The sequence below is a fragment of the Arthrobacter sp. 2YAF22_2 genome (assembly GCF_052114645.1).
Taxonomy (GTDB): Bacteria; Actinomycetota; Actinomycetes; order Actinomycetales; family Micrococcaceae; genus Arthrobacter.
The window spans coordinates 1-2,671 of record NZ_JBFRFD010000491.1 but is presented as its reverse complement, the minus strand read 5'-3'; the positions used below and the strand labels follow the sequence as shown (position 1 = coordinate 2,671).

Here is a 2,671-nt window from a genome sequence, read left to right as displayed (position 1 = left end):
GTGGCAGCTCGTGCCTGATCTGGCCCCCGGCGGCCTGCCTTGGCACGGCCACGGCGCCATCGTGGTCCCGGTCCGCGGGCAGACGCCCGATGCCGCGGCGGCGGTCCTGAAGCTCGCTTTTCCGCACGAGGAAGCATTGGCTGAACGCCAGGCCCTTGAGCTGTGGGGCGGCCGGGGCGCCGTCCAGGTCCATGAGGCGGACCCCGAGGCGGGTGCCCTGCTGCTCGAACGGCTCGACGGCGGCCGCTCGTTGCAGGACGTGCCGCTGGACGCCGCCGCTGCCATTTGGGGCGGCCTGGTCAGCCAGCTGAGCCTTCCGCCGGACGGCCGGCCGCAGTGGCCGGCCTTCGGCCACATAGCTGCCCGCGCCGAGCAGTGGAGCGACGAGCTCCCGGAGCGCTGGGAGCGGCTCGGCCGGCCGTTCCCGCGCTGGCTGTTGGAAGCAGCTCTGGAGGTCTGCCAGACCCGCGGCGCTGTCGGCCGGCGGTCCGGCACGGACGTACTGGTGCACACCGATCTGCACTTCCAGAACGTCCTCGCACGGCCCGCCGCCCCGGAGCGACCCGGCCCCGGAGGCTTGCCCGGTGCCGGATTCACGGCCGAAGAATTTAAGGCGATCGACCCGCAGCCCCTGGTCGGCGAAGCGGAGTTCGCGGTCGCCCCGCTGCTGTGGAACCGGCTGGCCGAGCTGCCCCGCACCGGTCCCGGCGACGCCCTGCTGGCCCGCTGCCGGGACTTCAGCGCCGCAGCCGGCTTCGACGGCGAGACTGCCCGGCAGTGGGCTGTGGTCCGGGAGGTGGAGAACGCCTTGTGGTACGCGGAACGCAACCACCGCGGCGACCTGGCCCGCTCCCTGTGGGTGGCCAGCACCCTCGCCGGAAATACGCTCGCCGGCCTGCCGGCCCCGCAGGACCTACCGGCGCCCGGGGAAGCCGCCGAACGGTCGGGCTAGCCGCGTTTGTCTTCCCGGACGGCCGCCACGGCATCGCGCACGGCCTCGACCGCAACTGCCACGTCGGCGTCGTCCGTGCTCCAGTTGCTCACCGAAATCCGCAGGATGTCCCGGTCCTGCCAGCGTGAACCGGACATCCAGACCCGACCGTCGGCCATGATCCGGGCCGTCACTGCCCGGGTGGTCTCGTCGTCGCCGAAGGCCAGCGAAACCTGGGTGTAGTCGACGTCGTTGAGCACTTCAACGCCCTCCAGCGCGGAAAGCTGCTGCGCCAGTTGCCCGGCATGCAGCACCAGCCCGCGGACCTGGCCGACAACGCCGTCCCGGCCCAGCGATTTCAGCGCAGCCCACACCGGCACCCCACGGGCACGGCGGGACAGCTCCGGAACCGTCTCGAAGGGGTCGGGGGCGCCGTCCGTGTCCTGGATCAGGTAGCTGGTGTGCACGCCCATGGCCGATCGCAGCGCCTGCGCGTCCCGGACCACCGCTATCCCGCAGTCGTAAGGGACGTTGAGGGTCTTGTGCGCGTCGGTGCCCCAGGAATCGGCGCCGCCCATCCCGGCGGTCAGGTCGGCGAGTTCCGGCACGGCGGCGGCCCAGAGACCGAACGCACCGTCCACATGGACCCAGGCACCGTGGGCCTTGGCGACGGCGATGGCCTCTTTGAAGGGATCAAAGGCTCCAGAATGCAGGTTCCCGGCCTGCAGGCAGACCAGCAGCGGGGTGCGGGCAGATCCGGCACCGCCGGGGGCGGTGGGGGCGTCTGCCAGCGCGCGGTCCAAGGCACAGTCCAGTTCCGCCGCGTCGATGCGGCCCTGCCGGTCCGCGGGGACGACCGTTGGCCTGCCGAGCCCCAGGTAGCGCAGGCCAAGGTCGATCGTGTCGTGCCGTTCCTGGCCCACGAAGCAGCGGATCCGCGGCGCGCCGGAGAGGCCGTCGGCGTCGAGGTCCCAGCCGGCGTCGGCCATCAGGCGCCACCGTGCCGCGGCCAGGCCGGTGAAATTGGCCATCGTGGCACCGGTGGCGAAGCCGACGTCGCATTCGGCGGGAAGTCCGAGCAGCTCGATCAGCCACTTGCCGGCGGCCTCCTCGATGGCTGCCGCGGCAGGGGTGGCGAAGCGCAGCCCCGCGTTCTGGTCCCAGGCGCTGACCAGCCAGTCCGCGGCCAGCGCGGCCGGCACGGTGCCGCCGATCACCCAGCCGAAAAACCGTCCGGACGGCATCGCCATCAGCCCGGGTTCGGCCTTAGTGGCCAGGTAGTCCACGACTTCCGCCGCCGGGGTGCCTTCCCGGGGCAGCGGACCGCCGAAGTCGGCCGCAAGGTCGGCCGCGGCCACGCGCGGGCCCACGGGCCGGGTTTCCTGGCTCTCCAGCCAGCGGCGGGCATGCCGGAAAGCGGCCGCCAGGGCATCGCCGTAGCGCTCAACAGGAGCTGACATAGCTGCATGCTACGCCCGCGGCCGTGTGCACGGCAGTGCCGCCGGGCACGGCTGTCAGGGCAGCCGTGAGGACGGCTGTCAGGACGGGGGCTGGCAGGACTGCCGGCGCTAGCGGAAAACGTCGTTCCAGACGTCGGATCCGAGCTTGATGATCAGCGCCCCCACCACCACGAGGAACACGACCCGGATGAACTTGCTGCCCCGGCTGACGGCGGTCCGGGCGCCAAGGTAGCCGCCGGCCATGTTGGCCGCGCCCAAGACCAGGCCGAGGCCCCAAAGC

At 72.4% G+C, this 2,671-nt stretch carries 2 protein-coding genes and 1 pseudogene; 1 reads left to right on the top strand and 2 read right to left on the bottom strand.

The window, feature by feature from the left end; all coding sequences use genetic code 11:
• Positions 1–952 (top strand): aminoglycoside phosphotransferase family protein (locus tag AB4Y86_RS16315; protein ID WP_441403223.1); only part of this gene is annotated, 952 nt, incomplete at its 5' end.
• On the opposite strand, the gene AB4Y86_RS16310 is transcribed toward AB4Y86_RS16315, so the two are convergent.
• Together AB4Y86_RS16310 and AB4Y86_RS16305 are read right to left on the bottom strand one after the other, a co-directional pair.
• The gene (locus AB4Y86_RS16310) at positions 949–2,391 is read right to left on the bottom strand and encodes a pyridoxal phosphate-dependent decarboxylase family protein (protein WP_441403222.1); all 1,443 of its coding nucleotides are present in this window, start codon (positions 2,389–2,391) and stop codon (positions 949–951) included. The two genes, AB4Y86_RS16315 and AB4Y86_RS16310, sit on opposite strands and share 4 nt — an antisense overlap.
• 108 nt (positions 2,392–2,499) lie before the next feature.
• Positions 2,500–2,671: pseudogene (locus AB4Y86_RS16305) on the bottom strand (sulfite exporter TauE/SafE family protein); the annotation flags it as partial.